Genomic DNA, 19,532 nt, shown 5'->3' with positions numbered 1-19,532 from the left:
ACTGAACAATGGCTATGACCGATCCTCTGGGTGACATGCTCACCCGCATCCGCAACGGCCAGCGCGCGAAGAAGGACTCTGTCCTGACGCCCGCCAGCAACCTGCGTGCCAGCGTGCTCGAGGTTCTCCAGCGCGAGGGCTACATCCGTGGCTACTCCGAGGACAACTCGGGCAAGCACAAGGCGCTGCGGATCGAACTGAAGTATTTCGAAGGCGAGCCCGCGATCAAGCACGTGGCCCGCGTCTCGAAGCCCGGCCGCCGCGTCTACTCGGGTTCCAAGGAACTCCCGACGATCCGCAACGGCCTCGGCATCACCATCGTCTCGACCCCGCGCGGCGTGCTCTCGGATGCCGAAGCCCGCGCGAACAACGTCGGCGGCGAAGTGTTGGCGGAGGTGTTCTGATGAGCCGCATCGGCAAGAAGCCCGTGGCGATCCCCGGTGGGGTGACGGCCACGATCGAGAATGGCACGCTCAGTGTGAAGGGCCCCAAGGGGACCCTCACCATGGGCCTGTCGGACCTCATCAGCTACACGCTCGACGAGGGCGCGATCCTGGTGAAGCCCGCCAATGACAGCAAGCAGGCGCGGGCCTTCTGGGGCATGCAGCGCACGCTGGTGTCGAACCTGGTGGAAGGCGTCAGCGCCGGCTTCACCAAGGTGCTGGTGATCAAGGGCGTCGGCTACCGTGCCAACGCCCAGGGGACCACCCTGAAGCTGCAGCTTGGTTACAGCCATGATGTCGACCTTCCGGTCCCTGCTGGCCTCGAAGTGAAGACCCCGGACCAGACCACGATCGAGATTTCCGGCACCGACAAGCAGGCCGTCGGCCAGTTTGCCGCCGAGATCCGCCGCTGGCGCAAGCCCGAGCCCTACAAGGGTAAGGGGATCGCCTATCGCGGCGAGTTCATCTTCCGCAAGGAAGGGAAGAAGAGGTAACATGGCAAAGCTTTCCCTGTTCGAACGGCGCCGTCGCCGGGTCCGCACCGCGCTGCGCGCGCGTGCCGGTGGCAAGCCCCGTCTCTCGGTGCACCGCACCGGTCGTCACATCTACGCGCAGATCATCGATGACGCGGCCGGCCGCACGGTCGCCGCGGCCTCGACCCTCGGCGCGAAGACCAGCGGCGCGAATGTCGATGCCGCTGCCGAAGTCGGCAAGGCGATCGCCGAGGCCGCCAAGAAGGCGGGCGTGACCACTGTCGTGTTCGACCGCGGCGGGTTTCTGTTCCATGGCCGCGTCAAGGCGCTGGCCGATGCCGCCCGCGAAGGCGGGCTGGAGTTCTGATTATGGCTGACGAGAACACCATCGAAACCCCGGACGTGGCCGGCGATATCGGCGGCGACGCCGGTGAGACGCAGGGCCGTCGTGGGCGCGGCCGTGGCGGCAACCGCGAGGGCGGCGAAGGCCGTGGTCGCGGTCGCGGCAACCGTGACGATCGTCGCGGCGGCAAGCAGGAAGAAGACGACGGCATCATCGAGAAGCTGGTGCACATCAACCGCGTTTCGAAGACCGTGAAGGGCGGCAAGCGCTTCGGCTTTGCGGCGCTCGTCGTGGTCGGCGACGGCCAGGGCCGCGTCGGCTTCGGCCACGGCAAGGCCCGCGAAGTGCCCGAGGCGATCACCAAGGCGACCGCCTCGGCGCGCAAGAAGATGATCCGCGTTCCGCTCAAGGAAGGCCGCACCCTGCACCATGACGGCAACGGCCGTTTCGGCGCCGGCAAGGTCACCCTGCGCACCGCGCCGGCCGGGACCGGGATCATCGCGGGCGGCCCGATGCGTGCCGTCTTCGAGAGCCTCGGCGTCGCCGACGTGGTGACCAAGTCGGTCGGCACCTCGAACCCCTACAACATGATCCGCGCCACCTTCGACGCGCTCGCCGACCAGACTTCGCCGAAGTCGGTCGCGCAGCGTCGTGGCAAGAAGGTTGCCGACCTCCTCGGTCGCGGCGGGGCCAGTGCAGCCGAGGCGGAAGCCGACGCTGCCGCGATTGTGGAGTAACACCCGATGGCTACCATCAAGATCAAGCAGATCGGCTCGCCGATCCGTCGCCCCGCCAGCCAGCGCCAGATCCTCATCGGTCTGGGGCTGAACAAGATGCACAAGGTCGTCGAGCGCCAGGACACCCCCGAGGTGCGCGGCGCGATCGCCAAGATCCCGCATCTGGTGCAGGTGATCGACTAATCATCCGGCAAGCCCCGCTCCGGCGGGGCTTTCCATCTCTCAGCGCGACAAAAGCGAAAGCGAGTGCACACACATGAAACTGAATGACATCCGCGACAATGCCGGTGCCCGCAAGGGCCGCGTCCGCGTCGGCCGTGGTATCGGCTCGGGCAAGGGCAAGACCTCGGCGCGCGGCCAGAAGGGCCAGAAGGCCCGTTCGGGCGTCGCCATCAAGGGCTTCGAGGGCGGCCAGATGCCGCTCCACATGCGCCTGCCGAAGCGCGGCTTCAACAACCCCTTCGCCAAGGACTACGCCGAGGTGAACATCGGCATGGTCCAGAAGTTCATCGACGCGGGCAAGCTCGACACCGGTGCCACCATCACCGAGGAAGCCCTGCGCAACGCGGGCCTGGTGCGCGGCGGCAAGGACGGCGTGCGCCTGCTCGGCAAGGGTGAGCTCACCGCCAAGGCGACCTTCGCCGTGACCGGCGCCACCAAGGGCGCGATCGCCGCGGTCGAGAAGGCCGGCGGCAGCGTCGAAGTCGCACCGCCCGCGACCCCCGAGCACGAGAAGAAGCTCGCCCGCCGCGACGCCAACAAGGCGGCCAAGGCCAAGTAATCGACAAAAGGAGGCGCGCGGGGGTTCGACAAGAGCCCCCGCGCTCCCTATTTACGCTCTCGCGCGGCGCAGGGCCCTCGTCATCGGGGGCCGTTCCGTCTCCGGCGGGGCCGCGCGAGGGATGGTTCGAAGGGGGCCGCAAGCGGTCTCCGCCGCCGGATCAAGAGCTAGGATCGACTGAACGACATGGCATCACGCGCCGACAATATCGCGAGCAACCTCAACCTCGGCAATTTCGCCAAGGCGACCGAGCTCAAGCAGCGCATCTGGTTCACGATCGGCGCGCTGATTGTCTTCCGCTTCCTGAGCTTCGTGCCGCTGCCGGGCGTCAACCCGCTGATCCTGAGCGAACTCTACGACCAGACCCGCGGCGGGATCCTCGATCTGTTCAACGCCTTCTCGGGCGGCAGCCTCGAGCGCATGAGCCTCATCGCATTGGGCGTCATGCCCTACATCACCGCCTCGATCGTGGTGCAGATGGCCTCGGCGCTGCACCCGGCACTCGCCGCGCTGAAGAAGGAAGGTGCGAGCGGGCGGCAGAAGCTGAACCAGTACACCCGCTACGGGGCGGTGCTGCTCTGCGCGATCCAGGGTTACTTCCTCGCCGTCGGGCTCGAGACCTTCTCGGCGCAGAACGGCCTTCAGGCGGTGGTCGACCCGGGCATCATGTTCCGCATCGTCGCGGTCATCAATCTCGTCGGCGGCACGATGTTCCTGCTGTGGCTCGGCGAGCAGATCACCAGCCGCGGCATCGGCAACGGCATCTCGCTGATCATCATGGCGGGCATCGTCGCGCAGTTTCCGAAATTCGCGAGCAACCTCTTCGAGGGCGGCCGGACGGGCTCGATCGCGCCGTGGATCATCGTCTTCTTCCTCGTCATGGTGGTCGGCCTGATCCTGCTGATCTCCTTCATGGAGCGCGCCCAGCGCCGCCTGACGATCCAGTATCCCAAGCGCGCGACGCAGCGCGGCATGATGCAGGCCGAGCGGTCCTACCTGCCGCTCAAGATCAACACCGCGGGCGTGATCCCGCCGATCTTCGCCAGTTCGCTGCTGCTGCTGCCGCTGACGATCACCCAGTTTGCGGGCAACTCGGTCGATACCGACAGCCAGTTCTACACCGTGCTCCAGGCGCTGAACCAGTACCTCGCCCACGGGCAGCCGCTGTATATGACGCTCTATGCGCTCGGCATCGTGTTCTTCTGCTTCTTCTACACCGCGGTGGTCTTCAACCCCGAGGAGACCGCGGACAACCTCAAGAAGAACGGCGGCTCGATCCCCGGCATCCGCCCCGGCAAGCGCACCGCGGACTATCTCGAATACGTCCTCACCCGCATCACCGTCATCGGCGCCGCGTATCTCGCGGTGGTCTGCGTGCTGCCCGAATACATGATCGCGCAGACCGGCATCCCGCTGTTCCTCGGCGGCACCAGCCTGCTGATCGTCGTCAACGTGACGGTCGACACGATCAGCCAGATCCAGTCGCACCTGCTCGCGCTGCAATATGGCGACCTCATCAAGAAGGCCAAGCTCAAGGGCCGGATGCGCTGACGTCCGACATTAGTCGGCTTGACGCGCTTGCCCGCTTGGTTGAACCCGTAAGTCTGAAAGAACGCACCGGGCAGTGACCCGCGGCGATATTGGGGGACGGTTCGTGAACATCATTCTTCTTGGCCCTCCCGGCGCCGGCAAGGGGACCCAGAGCGCGGGCCTCGTCGAGCGTCACGGGATGCGCCAGCTCTCGACCGGCGACATGCTGCGCGCCGCGGTCAAGGCCGGCACCCCCGTCGGCCTGCGCGCCAAGGAAGTGATGGAGCGCGGCGAGCTCGTCTCGGACGAAATCGTCTCCGATCTCATCGACGCCGAGCTCGCCGCGATGGCGCCCGAGACCGGTGCGATCTTCGACGGCTATCCGCGCACCGCCGCCCAGGCCGACGCGCTCGACGCGATCCTCGCCCGGAACGGCCGCGTGCTCGACCACGTGATCGAGCTCGAGGTCGACGAGGACGCCTTGGTAGAGCGGATCACCGGCCGCTTCTCCTGCGGCAATTGCGGCGCGCTCTACCACGACACCGCGAACCCGCCCAAGGTCGCGGGCGTGTGCGACAACTGCGGCAGCACCGAGTTCAAGCGCCGTCCCGACGACAACGAGGAAACGGTGCGGATGCGCATGCAGGAATACCGCGCCAAGACCGCGCCGATCCTGCCGGGTTACGAGGCGCGCGGGATCGTCACGCGGGTCGACGGCATGGCCGCAATCGACACGGTCGCGGACCAGATCGACGCGATTCTCGGCGGGTAAGCCTTCCGCCGGGGCTTGCGGGTCTCGCGCTTTTGTCGCAGCTTCGCCGCGACGGAACGGGAGGGGTGTGCGGTGATGGCGAGGCTCAGGGCAGGGTTGGCCGCGATCGGCCTCGCGGCGCTGGTTTGCGGCGCCCCGGCGGCGGCCGAGGTCGTCCGCCAGACCGAGAACAGCTTCGTCTCCCGCCACGAGGTGGTGGTGAAGGCGAGCCCCAAGGAGGTGTGGCTGGCGCTCATCTCGCCTTCGGGCTGGTGGCAATCCGCGCACACCTGGTCTGGCGATGCCAAGAACCTGCGGCTGACCCCCCAGGCCGGCGGCTGCTTCTGCGAGACCATTCCCGAGGTCGACGAGCCTGGCCGCTTCACGCTCGAGGGCAGCGTCGAGCACATGCGGGTCGTCCAGGCCTATCCCGAACAGGCCTTGCGCATGGTCGGCAGCCTCGGCCCGCTCCAGAGCGAGCCGGTGACGGGGGTGCTCACCATCGCGATCAGCAAGGTCGAGAAGGGCACCCGGATCGTCTGGGAATACAATGTCGGCGGGCCGATGCGCTACGAGGTCCCGGTGATTTCCAAGGCGGTCGACGGGGTGATGGGCGCGCAGCTCGCCTCGCTCGGCAAGCTGCTGGGGGTGGTGCCGATGCCGCCGCCGCCCGCGCCGACGCCCACGCCCGCGCCCGCTCCGGCGCAGCCGTCGGCTCCGGCGACCGCGCCGGCCGCCAAGCCTGCCGCGGCCCCGGCGCCCGCGGCTGCGAAGCCCGCAGCGGCCACTTCCGCGCCTTCGGCTGCGAAGCCCGCTGCGCCCAAGCCTGCGGCAACGCCGGCACCGAAACCGGCTCCCGCTCCGGCATCGACCAAGCCTGCCGCGGCTCCTTCGCCTGCGCCGACCAAGGCTGCCGCCGCTCCGAGCCCGGCGCCGATCGCCAAGCCTTCGCCCAAGCCGGCGGCGAAGGCGCTCTCGGTGGAGGATGCTTTCGGCGATCTCAAGGACAAGCCGAAGCCCTAGCGCCTCGGCCTATCGTCCTGACGGTGCGCCCGAATCCGGTGCGGGCGCGGGTTCCATCGCGGGCGGTTGACGGCCCGTCCGAATCGGCCTATGCGCGCGGCTCATTCGACATGTTCGAAGTCAGTTCGGCAGGCATCGCCCTTGCGCGTGCCGACCGGACTTTTTGCCGTTTGTGGTCCGGCCCGGCGCCCAGGATCATCCCCGGCAGGCGGACACGAGGATGAATGAGCGTTGAGATAGGGGTGGCCCGAAAGGCCGCAGAGCCCCTGTGGAGCATGGAGAAATAAGTGGCTCGTATTGCCGGGGTCAATATCCCCACCAACAAGCGCGTGATCATCGCGCTCACCTACATTCACGGGATCGGTCGCACGACCGCCGTCCAGATCGCTGACAAGCTCGGCATCGCGCACACCGCGCGCGTGCAGGACCTCTCGGACGAGGAAATCCTCCGCATCCGCGAGACGATCGACGCCGACTTCACCGTGGAAGGCGACCTGCGTCGCCAGACCGCGATGAACATCAAGCGCCTGATGGACCTGCGCGCCTATCGCGGCCTGCGTCACCGTTCGGGTCTCCCCGTCCGCGGCCAGCGCACCCACACCAACGCCCGGACCCGCAAGGGCAAGGCCAAGCCCATCGCGGGCAAGAAGAAGTAAGCCGGCGGCCTTCGGGCACCTGCTTTTTCCTTCTGACGAGCTAGAGGAATTCAGACAATGGCACGCGAACCAGGCCGTATCCGGCGCCGTGACAAGAAGAACATCACCAGCGGCGTTGCGCACATCAACGCCAGCTTCAACAACACCATGATCACCATCACCGATGCGCAGGGCAATGCGATCAGCTGGTCCAGCGCGGGCATGATGGGCTTCAAGGGCAGCCGCAAGTCGACCCCCTACGCCGCGCAGGTCGCCGCCGACGATGCCGGCAAGAAGGCCGCCGAGCACGGCGTGCGCACCCTCGAAGTCGAGGTCAAGGGCCCGGGTTCCGGCCGCGAGAGCGCGCTGCGCGGTCTTGCAGCTGTCGGTTTCAACATTACCTCCATCCGCGACGTGACCCCGATCCCGCACAATGGGGTCCGTCCCTCCAAGCGTCGCCGCGTCTGATCCGCCGGGATGGCGGAGGCGCGTGTCGTCTCCGCCACCCGATCGGGTCTGATGCCGCGCCGCCGCGCCCCCGCATCCGGCCCGCCCAAGTTTGAACCGCCCGAAACGGCGAATTAGGGGAAATCCATGTCCGTCAACACCAAGAACTGGCAGGAACTCAAGAAACCCAACTCCCTCGAAATCAAGGATGGCGGCGATCGTCAGCGCAAGGCGACCTTCGTGGCCGAACCGCTCGAGCGGGGCTTCGGCCTGACGCTCGGCAACGCGCTGCGCCGGGTGCTGCTCTCGAGCCTTCAGGGCGCCGCGATCACCTCGATCAAGATCGAGAACGTGCTCCACGAATTCTCGTCGCTCGCGGGCGTTCGCGAGGATGTCACCGACATCGTGCTCAACGTGAAGCAGATCGCGCTCAAGATGGAAGGCGAGGGCCCCAAGCGGCTCCAGCTTTCGGCGACCGGCCCGGGCGAAGTCCGCGCCGGCGACATCGCGGTGACCGGCGACATCGAGGTGATGAACAAGGATCTCGTGATCTGCCACCTCGACGAAGGCGCGACGCTCAACATGGAGCTCACCGCCGACACCGGCAAGGGGTACTCGCCCGCTGTCGCCAACCGTCCGGCCGACGCGCCGATCGGGCTGATCCCGGTCGACTCGCTCTACTCGCCGGTGCGCCAGGTGAGCTACAAGGTCGAGAACGCCCGCGTCGGGCAGGAGCTTGACTACGACAAGCTCTCGCTGACCGTCGAGACCGACGGCACCGTCACCCCGGAAGACGCCGTGGCCTATGCCGCGCGCATCCTCCAGGACCAGCTGACGCTGTTCGTCCACTTCGAGGACGGCATCCCGCAGCCGGTCGGCCAGATGATCGGCCACGCGGTGCAGCCGGAAGAGAGCGACGCCAACCAGCTCAACCGCTACCTTCTCAAGAAGGTCGATGAGCTCGAGCTGTCGGTGCGTTCGGCCAACTGCCTCAAGAACGACAACATCATCTACATCGGCGACCTCGTCCAGAAGACCGAAGCCGAGATGCTGCGCACGCCGAACTTCGGCCGCAAGTCGCTCAATGAGATCAAGGAAGTGCTCTCGAGCATGGGCCTGCGCCTCGGGATGGACATCCCGGGCTGGCCGCCCGAGAACATCGAGGAAATGGCCAAGAAGCTCGAGCAGGAGCTGCTGGGCTAAACCGACAAGGCTTGGCACACGAGCACGGGGCCGTCCGCAAGGGCGGCCCCGTTTGCATTGGCGGGCGCCCGCGTTATGACGGCCACCGCGAATTCATGGGGCGGGGGACGAGACGTGCGCAAGGGTCGGATGGCAAGGCTTGCAGCGCTGCTCATGGCCGCGATCGCGCTGTCGCCTCTGCTCGGGTGTGCGAATGAGCTGCCAAACGCCCCGGCACCACCGCCACCGCCGCCTCCGCCGCCTCCGCCACCGCCGCCTCCTCCGCCACCGCCGCCCCCTCCGCCCCTGCCTCCACCGCCGCCACCGCCTTCTCCGACGGACAGCGGCGGGTATTCCCGACCCGCGGCAACGGGCGCCTCAGGCGCTGCCTCGACGCCGCGTTCCGGCACCGCAGCGGCGACAGGCGGCGCCGCTGAAGCCGTGCCCCCTCAGCCGCTGGCCCCTCAGGACGAGCAGATTGCGCGCGAAGTGCAGGCTTTCCGTCCCTTCGACGTCATGTTCAACCAGCCCGCGGTCCTGCCGTACAACAAGCAGACGCTGATCCGCTTCGTGATCGCCTCCAAGGATCTGGAGGAGGCCAAGGCGGAGTTTGCCGATACCGAGGGGACGGTCGTCACCGGCCGGGCGGCACTCGGGCGGCAGGTGCGCGCTCAGCTCAGCGGCCCGGAGGGCGAGGTGCAGATCCAGTTGGTCGGCACGGATCAGCGCGATGTCAGCAGCGCCGCGAACACCACCTTCGAGTGGTACGTGACCCCGAAAACCACGGAGCCGTTCAAGCTCACCCTGCGGCTCTACAACCGGGTCTACGACGGAACCCGCTGGGTCGAGTTGCAGCAGCCGCCCTACGTGCGTGAGTTCGTGGTGCGCGTCTCGATCGCTCAGAGGCTCAAACTGCTGATTGCCGAGATCAACGGGTGGCTCGCGCTGGCCGGGAGTTCGTTGGTTGCCCTCGTGGGCCTCGGGTACAAGAAGTTGCGGGCGCGGATGGTTGCCGACAACCTCGGCAAGACCCAGACAACCTCCTGATCGGCACGCGCCTTTGCAATCCTCGCTTGACATCGGCGCCGCGTTCGGCTTTGCGCGCGGCTCGGCAGCGGGCAACCGCCGCTGCCTGGTATGGGCTACCTGACACGGGCCCCTGACGAACGAAGGAAATTACAATGCGTCATGGTATTTCGGGCCGCAAGCTGGGCCGCCGCACGGGTCACCGCAACGCCCTGTTCCGCAACATGGCCGCCGCGCTGATCAAGCACGAGCAGATCACGACCACGCTGCCCAAGGCCAAGGAACTGCGCCCCTATGTCGAGAAGCTGATCACGCTCGCCAAGCGTGGCGGCCTCTCCAACCGTCGTCTGGCGATGAGCCGTCTGGGTGACGAAGCGCAGCTCAAGAAGCTCTTCGAGGTGCTCGCCGAGCGCTATGCCGACCGTGACGGCGGCTACACCCGCGTGCTGCGCGCCGGGGTGCGTGCGGGCGACGCGGTGCAGATGGCGATCATCGAGCTCGTCGACCGCGACGAGGCTGCCAAGGGCCAGGACTCGGGCCCGGTGCTCTCGGAAGACGAATACGAGGACGCCTAAGCCGCGTCCCGACAGGACATGAGGAGGGCCGGGGGCAGAGGCTTTCCGGCCCTTTTCTTTTGTCCGCCGCGCGATAGGGTGCGGCCCATGATCCGCACCGCCTTTGCCGCCGCCACGCTGCTGCTCGCCGCCGCTCCCGCCATCGCCCAGACCGAGCAGGAGGCGCTCGAGACGCGCCACGACCGCGCCCTCGCGGCGGGCTACAAGGCGCTGATGCTGTGCGGCGCGATCGCCAATGCCGAGGCGAACGGCGCGACCCGCACCCCCGAGAGCGTCGCGCAGTGGGAACTGACCGGCATCCAGGCGCCGATGAGCGCCCACATCGCCGACCTTCCCTATACGATCGTGCGCCGCCCGACCGGTCAGATCGCCCATGTTGCGGTGCGCTGGGCCGAGGACATGCCGGCGCGGATCGCCGCCTACTACGGCCCGCAGACCGGGTGCGCGATCCTCCCCATCGGCGCGCCCGAGGATGCGAGCGATCCGGAGCAGGCCGTCGCTGTGGCACCGCCGGCCGTCGCTGCAACGCCGGCGCGCCCCGCCGCGGCCACGACCCGCCGCGGCAAGGCGCTCGATGCCGTGCTCGCTGCCGCGCTCGGCGAGACCTATGGCAAGGGACGCACGACCGCGGTCCTCGTCGACCGCTACGACACCAAGGGAGCGCCCGGCGAACGGCGGGAGCGCTATGCCCCCGGCTTCGACGGCAGGACCCCGCAGCGCACCTTCTCGGTCGCCAAGAGCATCGCCGCGACGCTGGTCGGCGCCGCGGTGCTCTCGGGCGAGTTCAGCGTCGAGGATCCCGTTGCGCTCGGCTACTGGGCGCGCAGCGGGTCGGTCGACATGAGGAACGCGATCACCATCGACCATGCCCTGCGGATGGCCACCGGGCGCTACTCCGACACCCCGGGCAACCGCACCGATGCGCTCTACTACGGCGGCTCGAGCGTCGACGAGACCGCGACCGCCTGGCCGGTGCTCCACAAGCCGGGCACCGTGTTCCGCTATGCCAACAACGACACGCTGCTGGCGGTGAAGGCGATCCAGAAGTGGATCGATTTCTACCCGCCGCACGAATTCTTCGCCAAGCTCGGCATGACGGGCACGGTGGCCGAGACCGACTACAAGGGCACCTACGTCCTCTCCTCGCAGGTGTGGAGCACTGCGCCCGACCTCGCGAAGCTCGGCCAGCTCTACCTCAACGACGGCGTGCTCCCCTCGGGCGAGCGGGTGCTGCCGGAGGAGTGGGTCAAATATGTCACCACCCCCAGCGGCCCGCAGCCCCCGACCGGGACCTTCGGCTACGGCGCGGGGTTCTGGCTGCTCAACAAGGAGGGGGGCGTGCCCTCGGACACCTTCGCGGCGGTCGGCAACCGCGGGCAATACGTGGTGATCGTGCCCTCGCGGAAGGTCGTGATCGTCCGGCGGGGCGAGGACCCGGTCGGAACCGGCTTCGACGTCGCCGCCTTCACCCGCGACGTGCTGGCGGCGCTGGCGGCGGAGTAAGTTGACGATAGGCATCCGGGAATCGCGCGCGAGCGGCTTCAACTTGCGACGAACCGTTCATAAAACGCTCCCTTAAAATTAACAACACCTGTCACTCCGATTCAGCGAGGCCTCACCGCGAATCGGCCACAAGGTTCCTCGACACCGCCGGCACTCCCGCCCGCGGTATTTGACGAGGAATGCTTCGATGACGACCAAGACCATCTCGGCCCGGCTTGTCCTCGGCGCTGTCGCCGCGACCGCGCTGACCGCTGCCTCGGTCAGCCCCGCAATGGCCCGCGATGACCGCGACCGCGACGGCATCAGTGCAGGCGAGGTCATCGCCGGCGCGGTGGTGATCGGCGGCATAGCGGCGCTCGCCGGCGCCTTCGACGATGATCGCGGCGACCGCTGGGACCGCGGCGACCGTTGGGACCGCGGCGGGCGCTGGGCCATCTCCCCGCGCTATGCCATCGACCGCTGCGTGCGCGCCGCGGAGAACCAGGCCCGGCGCGGCGGCTATCGCTATGCCGACGTGATCGACGTGCGCGATGTCGACCGGACCCGCGACGGCTACCGGGTGCGCGGCCGCATCGACGTCGGCGGCGGCTGGGGCCGGCGCGCGAACGACCGCGGCAGCTTCTCCTGCCGGATCGAGGGGCGCGGCGCGCCCTGGGTGAACTACGACAACATTCGCGGCCTCGGCTGACGCCCGGATCGACGGGACCTCTCTCGCGCACCGCTTTGCCTTTTCGCGGCGCGCGTCCTTGCCGCCTCGCGCTTTCTCCACCGGAGCGCGGGGCGGTTTTGTGTCCGGCGTGGTTCAGCCGCGCGCAAGCTCGGCGCGCTTAGGCTATGCGCCATCAGCCCGAGTGGTGGACGGGCCCGACAGCAACAGGAGAGAGCCATGGCTCAGATGTTCCGCGCGGGCGCGCTTGCCGTCGCGCTGGCCGCCACCACCACCGTGTCCGCCCCCGTCCAGGCCTCGGCGCCTGCCGGATCCGTGCCCTCGGCTTTCGCGCTGAGCCGCTACCAGCCCCAAGGCGACGTTGCCGAGCGCCACCGCTGCCGCTGGCGCGGCTGCGGCTGGGGCGGCGGCTGGGACCGCGGCTGGCGGCGCGACCGGGTCGATGCGGGCGACGTGATCCTCGGCGCGGCGATCATCGGCGGGATCATCGCCATCGCCAATTCGGCCGAGCGCCGCGAGCGCGACCGCGACGTCATCGTCTATGACCGCGTGCCCCGTCCGCGCGACGGGGAATGGGTGCGCCGCGACGACCGCCGGGCGCGGCCGACTGGCACCTCGTCCGGCTCGGGCCTCGACAATGCCGCGAGCCTGTGCGCCGACGCCGCCGAGCGGCGGGGCAGGGTCGAGAGCGTCGACAGCGTCGCGCGCAATGCCTCGGGCTGGGACGTGACCGGCACGCTTGCGAGCGGCGAGGGCTTCCGCTGCCACATCGGCAATGACGGGCTGATCCGTTCGGTGGACTTTGGCGACGGCTTCGCGGGCGCCGGGAACGGCCAGTGGAGCGACGATGCCTATGCCGCCGCGCGCAGCGGCCTCGGCGGATCGGTGCGCCCCGATCTCGCGGTGCAGGAGGCGAGCGTCGAGGGCGGGGCGGTGCAGGTCGCCCGCGCGCCCGCCGCTGCCGCCGCGAGCCGGATGCCCGCCTATCCCGGCGGACCGATCCCGGGCGAGGAGATCCCCGAGACCGCGCCCGAGCCGGTGCGAGCGCCCTGACGGCTCAACCGCGCGCGTCGTCGTAGCTCGGCAGGCCCCATTCCCAGCGGATCGCCGCGCTTCGCAGCGCGAAGCCGCAGGCGAAGGCGAGGCTCCACGCCGCCACATCGCCGAGGCCCAGCCACGGCGCGGCGAGCATTCCCGCGACCGTCAGCGCCGAGGTGAGCGCCGCGGGGGTGACATAGAGCTCGGGGCTCATGATGATCGAGGGGCGGCCCGCTACCACGTCGCGGATGATCCCGCCGACGCAGCCGGTGATCACCCCCATCAGCGCCGCCGGCACGGGCGGGATGCCGTAGGCGAGCGCCTTGGCGCTGCCGAGCACGGCATAAGCCGCGAGCCCCGCGCCGTCGGCATAGGCGAAGCCCTTGCCCTCCCACCACCGGACCGGCGTGAACCACGCGATCAGCGCCGTGCCGAGGCACACCGCGGCGACCCAGGGGTCGTCGATCCAGAACACCGGCGCGCGGATCAGGAGGTCGCGCACCGTGCCCCCGCCGACCCCGGTGACGAGCGCGAAGAAGGCCATCGTCACGAAGGTCTGCTTGAGCCGCGCCGCGAGCACCGCGCCCGACAGCGCGAAGAGCGCGATGCCGGCGAGGTCGAGCCAGTCGAGGATCGGGGTGAGGACGGTCGGCGTCACGGGGCGGCTCGCGGGCGGGGCCTGCGGCGGCGGAACATCAGCACGCAGCCGATCACCGCCCCGGTCAGCGACAGCGCGGCGAAGAGGATCAGCACCGGGTGGCTGGTGTCCTCGCGCCCTGAGAGGTCCATGATGTGGAGCCCCCACGCGAAGTCGAAGGCGCGCCACCAGCGGGTGCGCACCGCCTCGATCTCGCCGGTGTCGCGCCCGACATAGACATTGGTGCCGTCGGCGAGCGCGACCCGCCACACGGCGAGGTCGCGGCGGAAATCGGGCGGGGTGCGGTCGGCGGGGAAGAGGGTGACGTCCTCGGCCCGATTGCCGCCCGCGATGCGCTCGGCGACCAGCGTGAGCGCCTCGTCGGCGCCCAGCGGAGGAAGCGGCGCGCCGCTCGCGAAATCGACCCGTCGGACCGCCCCGTCCTGCCCGGTGAGGATCGCCACTGCGCGGCCCTGCTGCATGACCACGCGCATCTCCTTGAGCTGCGCCTCGGGCGCGGCGAGGCTGCTGCCGGGGAGCACCAGCGGCGCGGCGGGCAGGGCGCGGCGCAGGTGCTCGCCGCGCACCGCCTCGATCGGGCGCAGGGTCATGAACAGCCCGGTCGCGAGCCACATGACGATCGGCACCCCGACCAGCCAGCCGAGCCAGATGTGCCATCGAGCGAGTTTGCGCATGGTGAGCCTCATGTCGCCCGCCTTGGCGGCAAGCGCTCAGCCGTGCAACACATCGCCGATCGCGGCGGCGGCGGCGATGCAGTCGAGGTCGGCCCAGCGCGGGCCGATGACCTGCATCCCGCAGGGTAGGGTGCTGCCGAGATAGGTCCCGGCGCCGATGGGGAGGACGGTCGCTGGCAGCCCCGGGAAGGTCGCGAGGCCCGCCCAGACGAGACCCTTGCCGCCCGGCTCCTCCACCCCGTCGATGGGAATCGTGCCGCGAAACACCGCCTTCTCGTCATGCGGCACGGCGAGCACCGGGGCGGGCGGGGCGAGCACGAAGTCGTAGGTTTCGAACAGCGCCTCCCACTGCACGGCGCAGGTCGCTTGCGCGTTCATCAGCGAAAACCAGTCCGAAGCGGTGGCGCGCGTCCCGTCGGGGCCGGGCGCGCCGCCCGACATGGTGATGTTCATCATCCTGAGATAGCTGCGGTGGTGCGCGGCGATGTCGGGGAGGAGCGCGCTCGTCCGGTCGATCGCCACCCCCGCGCGCGCGAGCGCCTCAAGCGCCGCCTCGGTGGGCCCGCGCACGCTCGCATCCACCGGCGCGCCGGGGAGGTCGGTGAGCGCGAGCAGGCGGCACGCTTTGAGCGGCTTCGGGCGGCGGCGCAGCGGCACCTCGGCGCCGACTTCGGTGAGCACCGCGAGGTCCTCGGCATTGCGCGCGAGCGGGCCGGCGATGCTCAGCGGGCCGTCGGCGGCGGCGATGAAGCCCTCGCGCCGCGACTGGCCGGGGAATTCATGGCCGTGCTTGGGGACGAGGCCCCAGGTGGTCTTGTGCCCCCACACCCCGCAGAAATGCGCCGGCACCCGCACCGATCCGCCGATGTCGGTCCCGTAGTCGCAGGGCACCATGCCGCTCGCCACCGCCGCCGCGCTCCCGCCCGAGGAGCCGCCGGGCGAGCGGGCGGGGTCGTGGGGGTTGGCGGTGCGCCCGTAGACCGGGTTGAAGCTCTGCCAGTCGGTGAGGTCGACCGGCACGTTGGTTTTGCCGAGGATCACCGCGCCCGCCGCCTTCAGCCGCCTGACGAGCAGCGCGTCGCGCGGGGCGACCTGGTCCTTGAAGCGCGGGTGGCCCCAGGTGGTCGGCAGGCCGGCGACGTCGAAGCTCTCCTTGATCGTCATCGGCACGCCGAACAGCGGCTGGTCCCCGCGCGGGCCCGCGGCGTCGAGCGCCCTTGCGGCGGCGACGGCGCGCTCGAAATCGGGCACCGCGACCGCGTCGATCTCCGCGTCGCGCTCGGCGATGCGCGAGATCGCCGCTTCGACCGCGGCGACGGCGCTCAACGTGCCCGCCCGGATCGCGGCGGCGGTGGCGAGCGCGCCGGGCTCGCGGGTCAATTGCGGATAGGCCATGCGTGAATTCTCCCCTCGGGCGAGGGGTCTAGCGGCTCGCGGGGCCGGGCGGAAGCCTCCCCAGCGCGCCGAGCGCGAGGCCGAAGCCGAGGATCGGGGCGGCGCCGTGGCCGATCAGCGGGAAGGGGAAGGGGCCGAGCATCGCCATCGCGCCGAAGCCGGCGAGCAGCGCGGCGAGCGCGGCGCTTTCCGCCCGGGGCGAGCGAGCGGCGAGGATCAGCAGCGGCGCGGCGAACAGCAGCAGGCCGAGCGCGACCGCGGCGGGGAGCGACGTCTGCGCCACATGCGCCAGCACGCCTTCGGTATAGAGCTGCGGCGCGAGCTTCCCCTCGTCGAAGGTCGACACCGCGTGCACGGATGCCAGTGCCGCGAGCGATGCAAGAACGGGGTCGCGCCGCAGGACCGCCAAGACGGCGCAGGCCGCCACGTAGGCTCCCAGCGATGCCGCGTCGGGCTGGATCGCCAGACCCGCCCCGGCGGCAGCGAGGAGAAGCGGGCCGAATTGCGGTGCACTCGCGGCAATGACGACGATCAGCGGCAGCAGCAGCGCGCCCGAATGCAGCGACACGGGGCCGAGCGGCAGCCAGCGGGAGACCCCTCCCAGCTCCGGCCCAGTCAGCAGCGGCACGAACAGCATGACGGCCGCCCCGGCCGCAATGCGCTCGCGCAGCTCGGGCCGCGAGGGCAGCCGTCCCCACAGCACCAATGCCATCGCCAGCACCAGCGCTCCCGCGTTGACGGCGATCAGCCGTGCAGGGGCGCCGAAGGCGGCGAGGTAGGCGAGGCCTCCGAGCGCCGGCACAGCGAGGGGCAGGGCGAGCCGCCAGCGGTCGACGTGCGGCGCGCCCACCCGTGCCGACTTACATGTGGATCGGCTTGCCGGTCACCGCCATCGCCGCTTCCTTGAAGGCCTCGGCGTGGGTGGGGTGGGCGTGGCAGGTGTAGGCGATGTCCTCGGAGGTCGCGCCGAACTCCATCGCCTGCGCGGCCTGGGCGATCATCGTGCCCGCGAGCGAGTTGATCATCCACACGCCGAGGACCCGGTCGGTTTCGGCGTCGGCGATCACCTTGACGAAGCCCTCGGTGTCGCGGTTGGCCTTGGCGCGGCTGTTGGCCATCATCGGGAACTTGCCGACCTTGACCGCGATGCCCTTTTCCTTGGCCTGCTCCTCGGAGATGCCGACACCCGCGATCTCGGGCGCGGTGTAGACGACGCTCGGGATCACGTCGTGGTTCACGATGCCGGTCAGCCCGGCGATGTTCTCGGCGACCGCGATCCCTTCGTCCTCGGCCTTGTGGGCGAGCATCGGGCCGGGGACGACGTCGCCGATTGCCCAGATGTTGGGGACGGCGGTGGCGAAATCGTGGTCGATCTCGATCTGGCCGCGGTTGTTGGTCGAGAGCCCCGCCTTCTCGAGCGCGAGCCCCTCGGTGTTGGCGCGGCGGCCGATCGCGACGAGGACGTGGCTCGCGGCGATGGTCTGCGCCTCGCCGCCGGCGGCAGGCTCGACCGTGAGGGTGACGGTGCTGCCGTCAACCTCGGCGCCGGTGACCTTCTGGCCGAGCATCAGGCTCATGCCCTGCTTCTTGAAGATCTTGCCCGCTTCCTTGCGCACCTCGCCGTCCATGCCGGGGAGCAGCTGGTCGAGATATTCAATGACGGTGACCTTGGCGCCGAGGCGCCGCCACACCGAGCCCAGTTCGAGGCCGATCACGCCGCCGCCGATCACCACGAGATGCTCGGGCACTTCGTCGAGGTCGAGCGCGCCGGTACTGTCGACGATGCGCTTGCCCGCATTGTCGACGGTCACGCCGGGGAGGGGGGTGACGCTCGAGCCGGTCGCGATCACGATGTCCTTGGCGGTGACCTTCTGGCCCGCCACGTCGACGGTATGCGCATCCTCGAACGCCGCATGGCCCTTGAGCCAGGTCACCTTGTTCTTCTTGAACAGGAACTCGATCCCGCCCGTCAGCTCGCCCACGGCCTTGGTCTTCTCGGCCATCATCTTGCCGAGGTCCAGGGTCGGGGTCGCGGTGATGCCCCAGGTGGCGAAATGGCCGCCCGCGGCTTCCTCGAACAGCTCCGAGCCGTGGAGCAGCGCCTTCGAGGGAATGCACCCGACATTGAGACAGGTGCCGCCCAATGTCTCGCGCGATTCCACACAGGCGGTCTTCAGCCCGAGCTGCGCCGCACGGATCGCCGCGACATATCCGCCAGGGCCGGCACCGATGACAAGGACGTCGTAATCAAAGTCCGACATTCTCAACTCCGTTCGCCCTGAGCTTGTCGAAGGGCTGCACTTCACTTGGGGTCCGTCGCTCCGAAAGAAAGAGCAGGGCTTCGACAGGCTCAGCCCGAACGGGATTAGGGCAGGATCACAAGTCGATCAGCATCCGCGTCGGATCCTCGATCGCCTCCTTGATGATCTTCAATGCGGTCACCGCCTCGCGGCCGTCGATCAACCGGTGATCGTAGCTCAAGGCGAGATACATCATCGGGCGGATCACGATCTGGCCGTTGCGGACCACCGGGCGCTCCTCGATGCGGTGGAGGCCGAGCACCGCGCTCTGCGGCGGGTTGATGATCGGGGTGCTCATCAGCGAGCCGAACACGCCGCCGTTGCTGATCGTGAAGGTGCCGCCGGTCATGTCTTCCATGGTCAGCGTGCCCGCCTTCGCGCGCGCGCCGAAATCGGCGATGTCCTGCTCGATGCGCGCGAAGCCCTTCTTGTCGGCGTCGCGGATCACGGGGACGACGAGGCCATTGGGCGCCGAGACCGCGACCGAGATGTCGACATAGTCGTGATAGACGATCTCATCGCCCTCGATATAGGCGTTGACCGCCGGGACATCCTTCAGCGCAAGGCAGGCGGCCTTGGCGAAGAAGCCCATGAAGCCGAGGCGGATGTCGTGCTTCTTGGCGAAGAGGTCCTTGTACTTGTCGCGCGCTGCGATGACGGCGGTCATGTCGACGTCGTTGAAGGTGGTGAGCAGCGCCGCATTGTCCTGCGCGGCCTTGAGGCGCTTGGCGATGGTCTGGCGCATGCGGGTCATCTTGACCCGCTCGGTGCCGCGCGCGCCGCCGGTCTGGGCCGGAGCGGCGGGAGCCAGAGCGGGCGCTGCCGGCGCCGGGGCGGGGGTCGCCGGGCCCTTGGCCTTCGCCTGCGCCGCCGCGAGGACGTCCTCCTTGGTCAGGCGCCCGTCCTTGCCGGTGCCCTTGATCGTCGAGGGATCGACCCCGTGCTCGAGCACTGCGCGGCGCACCGCGGGGGACATGGTCTGCGCCGGGGTGAGCAGCTCTTCCGTGGCGGCGGGGGCGGGGGTCTCCGCCTTCGCCGCGGCGGGAGCAGCCGCCGCAGTGGGGGCGGGTGCGGGCGCGCTCGCGCCATCCTCGATCACCGCGATCGCGGCGCCGACCTCGACCGTGTCGCCGACCGCGACGAGGTGCTGCGACATGATCCCCGCCACCGGCGAGGGCACGTCGACCGCGACCTTGTCGGTCTCGAGGCTGGCGATCGGCTCGTCGACCGCGACCGCCTCGCCCGGCTGCTTGAGCCATTCGGCGATGGTGCCTTCGGTGACGGATTCGCCGAGGACGGGGACTTTGATTTCGGTGGCCATCAGAACTCGTTCCTAAAATTCAATCGTTTC

Annotated in this window: 23 protein-coding genes; 17 read left to right on the top strand and 6 right to left on the bottom strand. The window is 69.3% G+C overall.

Annotation, left to right across the window (positions count from 1 at the left end; all coding sequences use genetic code 11):
* Window positions 1-8 precede the first annotated feature (8 nt).
* From rpsH to ACLBKU_RS11055, 17 genes are all read left to right on the top strand, one after another.
* Window positions 9-404: a 30S ribosomal protein S8 gene (gene rpsH, locus ACLBKU_RS11135; RefSeq protein WP_410179616.1), complete on the top strand. Its 396-nt coding sequence runs from the start codon at window positions 9-11 to the stop codon at window positions 402-404.
* Window positions 404-937: a 50S ribosomal protein L6 gene (gene rplF, locus ACLBKU_RS11130; RefSeq protein WP_410179615.1), complete on the top strand. Its 534-nt coding sequence runs from the start codon at window positions 404-406 to the stop codon at window positions 935-937. Before rpsH ends, rplF begins: the two co-directional genes overlap by 1 nt.
* 1 nt (window position 938) lies before the next feature.
* Window positions 939-1,283 (top strand): 50S ribosomal protein L18, encoded by a 345-nt coding sequence (gene rplR, locus ACLBKU_RS11125; protein ID WP_410179614.1) that lies wholly within the window; start codon window positions 939-941, stop codon window positions 1,281-1,283.
* Between the two features lie 2 nt (window positions 1,284-1,285).
* Complete coding sequence (rpsE, locus tag ACLBKU_RS11120; RefSeq protein WP_410179613.1) at window positions 1,286-1,996, top strand: 30S ribosomal protein S5; 711 nt, start codon at window positions 1,286-1,288, stop codon at window positions 1,994-1,996.
* A gap of 6 nt (window positions 1,997-2,002) precedes the next feature.
* Entirely contained in the window at window positions 2,003-2,179 is a 177-nt protein-coding gene (rpmD, locus tag ACLBKU_RS11115) for a 50S ribosomal protein L30 (protein WP_088914636.1), read from the top strand.
* A gap of 73 nt (window positions 2,180-2,252) precedes the next feature.
* Window positions 2,253-2,777, top strand: coding sequence for a 50S ribosomal protein L15 (rplO, locus tag ACLBKU_RS11110; RefSeq protein WP_410179612.1), 525 nt, complete (start codon window positions 2,253-2,255; stop codon window positions 2,775-2,777).
* A 186-nt stretch (window positions 2,778-2,963) separates the two neighbouring features.
* Window positions 2,964-4,328 (top strand): preprotein translocase subunit SecY, encoded by a 1,365-nt coding sequence (gene secY / locus ACLBKU_RS11105; RefSeq protein ID WP_410179611.1) that lies wholly within the window; start codon window positions 2,964-2,966, stop codon window positions 4,326-4,328.
* 103 nt (window positions 4,329-4,431) lie between these two features.
* On the top strand, window positions 4,432-5,079 hold the full coding sequence (locus tag ACLBKU_RS11100) for an adenylate kinase (RefSeq protein ID WP_410179610.1): 648 nt from the start codon (window positions 4,432-4,434) through the stop codon (window positions 5,077-5,079).
* 75 nt (window positions 5,080-5,154) lie between these two features.
* Window positions 5,155-6,081: an SRPBCC family protein gene (locus ACLBKU_RS11095; protein ID WP_410179609.1), complete on the top strand. Its 927-nt coding sequence runs from the start codon at window positions 5,155-5,157 to the stop codon at window positions 6,079-6,081.
* Window positions 6,082-6,368: 287 nt separating this feature from the next.
* Window positions 6,369-6,737, top strand: coding sequence for a 30S ribosomal protein S13 (rpsM, locus tag ACLBKU_RS11090; RefSeq protein ID WP_017666382.1), 369 nt, complete (start codon window positions 6,369-6,371; stop codon window positions 6,735-6,737).
* 57 nt (window positions 6,738-6,794) lie between these two features.
* Window positions 6,795-7,184, top strand: coding sequence for a 30S ribosomal protein S11 (gene rpsK, locus ACLBKU_RS11085; protein ID WP_017666383.1), 390 nt, complete (start codon window positions 6,795-6,797; stop codon window positions 7,182-7,184).
* A 126-nt stretch (window positions 7,185-7,310) separates the two neighbouring features.
* On the top strand, window positions 7,311-8,366 hold the full coding sequence (locus tag ACLBKU_RS11080; RefSeq protein ID WP_285709048.1) for a DNA-directed RNA polymerase subunit alpha: 1,056 nt from the start codon (window positions 7,311-7,313) through the stop codon (window positions 8,364-8,366).
* A gap of 495 nt (window positions 8,367-8,861) precedes the next feature.
* Window positions 8,862-9,392: a hypothetical protein gene (locus ACLBKU_RS11075; RefSeq protein ID WP_410179608.1), complete on the top strand. Its 531-nt coding sequence runs from the start codon at window positions 8,862-8,864 to the stop codon at window positions 9,390-9,392.
* A gap of 134 nt (window positions 9,393-9,526) precedes the next feature.
* On the top strand, window positions 9,527-9,946 hold the full coding sequence (gene rplQ / locus ACLBKU_RS11070; RefSeq protein WP_410179607.1) for a 50S ribosomal protein L17: 420 nt from the start codon (window positions 9,527-9,529) through the stop codon (window positions 9,944-9,946).
* An 87-nt stretch (window positions 9,947-10,033) separates the two neighbouring features.
* Window positions 10,034-11,449 (top strand): serine hydrolase domain-containing protein, encoded by a 1,416-nt coding sequence (locus tag ACLBKU_RS11065; protein WP_410179606.1) that lies wholly within the window; start codon window positions 10,034-10,036, stop codon window positions 11,447-11,449.
* A 187-nt stretch (window positions 11,450-11,636) separates the two neighbouring features.
* Entirely contained in the window at window positions 11,637-12,137 is a 501-nt protein-coding gene (locus ACLBKU_RS11060) for a hypothetical protein (protein ID WP_410179605.1), read from the top strand.
* A gap of 198 nt (window positions 12,138-12,335) precedes the next feature.
* Window positions 12,336-13,169: a hypothetical protein gene (locus ACLBKU_RS11055; protein ID WP_410179604.1), complete on the top strand. Its 834-nt coding sequence runs from the start codon at window positions 12,336-12,338 to the stop codon at window positions 13,167-13,169.
* A 4-nt stretch (window positions 13,170-13,173) separates the two neighbouring features.
* Here the strand turns inward: ACLBKU_RS11055 and ACLBKU_RS11050 are convergent, their stop codons facing one another.
* The 6 genes from ACLBKU_RS11050 to odhB all read right to left on the bottom strand — a co-directional run bounded on the left by ACLBKU_RS11050 (window position 13,174) and on the right by odhB (window position 19,502).
* Window positions 13,174-13,812, bottom strand: coding sequence for a trimeric intracellular cation channel family protein (locus ACLBKU_RS11050; RefSeq protein ID WP_410179603.1), 639 nt, complete (start codon window positions 13,810-13,812; stop codon window positions 13,174-13,176).
* On the bottom strand, window positions 13,809-14,498 hold the full coding sequence (locus tag ACLBKU_RS11045) for a PepSY domain-containing protein (RefSeq protein ID WP_410179602.1): 690 nt from the start codon (window positions 14,496-14,498) through the stop codon (window positions 13,809-13,811). The genes ACLBKU_RS11050 and ACLBKU_RS11045 overlap by 4 nt, the downstream gene beginning before the upstream one ends.
* 24 nt (window positions 14,499-14,522) lie before the next feature.
* Window positions 14,523-15,881, bottom strand: coding sequence for an amidase family protein (locus tag ACLBKU_RS11040; RefSeq protein ID WP_410179601.1), 1,359 nt, complete (start codon window positions 15,879-15,881; stop codon window positions 14,523-14,525).
* 28 nt (window positions 15,882-15,909) lie between these two features.
* A complete protein-coding gene (locus tag ACLBKU_RS11035; protein ID WP_410179600.1) occupies window positions 15,910-16,731 on the bottom strand; it encodes a hypothetical protein in 822 nt (273 codons plus the stop codon).
* 10 nt (window positions 16,732-16,741) lie between these two features.
* A complete protein-coding gene (gene lpdA / locus ACLBKU_RS11030; RefSeq protein WP_410179599.1) occupies window positions 16,742-18,142 on the bottom strand; it encodes a dihydrolipoyl dehydrogenase in 1,401 nt (466 codons plus the stop codon).
* Between the two features lie 115 nt (window positions 18,143-18,257).
* The gene (gene odhB, locus ACLBKU_RS11025; RefSeq protein ID WP_410179598.1) at window positions 18,258-19,502 is read right to left on the bottom strand and encodes a 2-oxoglutarate dehydrogenase complex dihydrolipoyllysine-residue succinyltransferase; all 1,245 of its coding nucleotides are present in this window, start codon (window positions 19,500-19,502) and stop codon (window positions 18,258-18,260) included.
* Window positions 19,503-19,532 lie beyond the last annotated feature (30 nt).

Origin of the sequence: Erythrobacter sp. NE805 (assembly GCF_046452355.1) — a bacterium.
Taxonomy (GTDB): Bacteria; Pseudomonadota; Alphaproteobacteria; order Sphingomonadales; family Sphingomonadaceae; genus Erythrobacter.
The sequence above is the reverse complement of the archived record's forward strand: the minus strand, read 5'-3'. Positions and strand labels throughout refer to the sequence as shown.

Bases quoted from the DNA above. Each gene is read 5' to 3' on its own strand.
- rpsH (WP_410179616.1), top strand. From the start codon at position 9: ATGGCTATGACCGATCCTCTGGGTGACATGCTCACCCGCATCCGCAAC.
- rplF (WP_410179615.1), top strand. From the start codon at position 404: ATGAGCCGCATCGGCAAGAAGCCCGTGGCGATCCCCGGTGGGGTGACG.
- rplR (WP_410179614.1), top strand. From the start codon at position 939: ATGGCAAAGCTTTCCCTGTTCGAACGGCGCCGTCGCCGGGTCCGCACC.
- rpsE (WP_410179613.1), top strand. From the start codon at position 1,286: ATGGCTGACGAGAACACCATCGAAACCCCGGACGTGGCCGGCGATATC.
- rpmD (WP_088914636.1), top strand. From the start codon at position 2,003: ATGGCTACCATCAAGATCAAGCAGATCGGCTCGCCGATCCGTCGCCCC.
- rplO (WP_410179612.1), top strand. From the start codon at position 2,253: ATGAAACTGAATGACATCCGCGACAATGCCGGTGCCCGCAAGGGCCGC.
- secY (WP_410179611.1), top strand. From the start codon at position 2,964: ATGGCATCACGCGCCGACAATATCGCGAGCAACCTCAACCTCGGCAAT.
- ACLBKU_RS11095 (WP_410179609.1), top strand. From the start codon at position 5,155: ATGGCGAGGCTCAGGGCAGGGTTGGCCGCGATCGGCCTCGCGGCGCTG.
- rpsK (WP_017666383.1), top strand. From the start codon at position 6,795: ATGGCACGCGAACCAGGCCGTATCCGGCGCCGTGACAAGAAGAACATC.
- ACLBKU_RS11080 (WP_285709048.1), top strand. From the start codon at position 7,311: ATGTCCGTCAACACCAAGAACTGGCAGGAACTCAAGAAACCCAACTCC.
- ACLBKU_RS11075 (WP_410179608.1), top strand. From the start codon at position 8,862: ATGTTCAACCAGCCCGCGGTCCTGCCGTACAACAAGCAGACGCTGATC.
- rplQ (WP_410179607.1), top strand. From the start codon at position 9,527: ATGCGTCATGGTATTTCGGGCCGCAAGCTGGGCCGCCGCACGGGTCAC.
- ACLBKU_RS11065 (WP_410179606.1), top strand. From the start codon at position 10,034: ATGATCCGCACCGCCTTTGCCGCCGCCACGCTGCTGCTCGCCGCCGCT.
- ACLBKU_RS11060 (WP_410179605.1), top strand. From the start codon at position 11,637: ATGACGACCAAGACCATCTCGGCCCGGCTTGTCCTCGGCGCTGTCGCC.
- ACLBKU_RS11055 (WP_410179604.1), top strand. From the start codon at position 12,336: ATGGCTCAGATGTTCCGCGCGGGCGCGCTTGCCGTCGCGCTGGCCGCC.
- ACLBKU_RS11045 (WP_410179602.1), bottom strand. From the start codon at position 14,498: ATGAGGCTCACCATGCGCAAACTCGCTCGATGGCACATCTGGCTCGGC.
- ACLBKU_RS11040 (WP_410179601.1), bottom strand. From the start codon at position 15,881: ATGGCCTATCCGCAATTGACCCGCGAGCCCGGCGCGCTCGCCACCGCC.
- lpdA (WP_410179599.1), bottom strand. From the start codon at position 18,142: ATGTCGGACTTTGATTACGACGTCCTTGTCATCGGTGCCGGCCCTGGC.
- odhB (WP_410179598.1), bottom strand. From the start codon at position 19,502: ATGGCCACCGAAATCAAAGTCCCCGTCCTCGGCGAATCCGTCACCGAA.